This is a genomic window from Phormidium sp. CCY1219 (genome assembly GCF_055795085.1).
In genome coordinates, this window is the sequence record NZ_JAYFEQ010000090.1 from 1 (window position 1) to 270 (window position 270).

General features: G+C 48.1%; 1 protein-coding gene. It reads right to left on the reverse strand.

The features are described from left to right. On the reverse strand, window positions 1-270 hold a 270-nt coding region (locus AC0QH1_RS00550; RefSeq protein ID WP_324628784.1), incomplete at both ends, for a DUF4114 domain-containing protein.

Genomic DNA, 270 nt, shown 5'->3' on the forward strand with positions numbered 1-270 from the left:
TACCCGCAAATCTTCCATTGCGAAGGTATTTCCATCGCCGGTGACATCAGAAATTTGTCCCACATGATAGGCATCATCGGGGTTAGATGTGGCGAGGGAAAATAGGGGACGAATTGCACCTTCAGCCGTGGGATTATCTAAGACTTGTTGCACCTTTCCATTCGGCACCAACATGATGAAAAATTCATCTCCGGGTCGCATGGAGACGGTTTGCACGCCTCGATATTCGCCGAAGTTCCAATTGCCTTCATTTAAAGAGCCGGTAAATCG